This window comes from Sphingomonas sp. LH128 (genome assembly GCF_000293195.2).
Classification (GTDB): domain Bacteria; phylum Pseudomonadota; class Alphaproteobacteria; order Sphingomonadales; family Sphingomonadaceae; genus Novosphingobium; species Novosphingobium resinovorum_A.
Genome location: NZ_ALVC01000538.1, coordinates 1 through 401, shown reverse-complemented (window position 1 = coordinate 401; position 401 = coordinate 1). Strand labels below are relative to the sequence as shown.

At 67.6% G+C, this 401-nt stretch carries 1 protein-coding gene; it reads left to right on the top strand.

From position 1 onward, the window contains the following. On the top strand, positions 1 to 401 hold a 401-nt coding region (locus tag LH128_RS29840), incomplete at both ends, for an SUMF1/EgtB/PvdO family nonheme iron enzyme (protein WP_008833429.1).

The following is a 401-nucleotide window of genomic DNA, read 5'->3' as shown; positions in this document are numbered from 1 at the left end:
AAAACCGCCGCCCCGGTCGATACCGGCAATCCCGCCAACTGGTGGCGGTTCGACTTCGGCGCCGACTGGCGCCATCCACTGGGACCGGATCGCGACGTCGAGGCGCTCGGCTTGTGGGACCATCCGGTCGTCCAGATCGCCTATGCCGACGCGCAGGCCTATGCGGACTGGGCAGGCAAGGACCTGCCGACCGAAGCCGAATTCGAGTTCGCCGCACGCGGCGGGCTGGACGGCGCGGACTATGCCTGGGGCGACGAATTGGCGCCGGACGGCGCGATGCTGGCGAACTACTGGCAGGGCCTGTTCCCCTTCGCCAACCAGATCCTGGACGGCTGGGAACGGACCTCGCCCGTCGGGAACTATCCTGCCAACGGCTACGGCGTGTTCGACATGATCGGCAA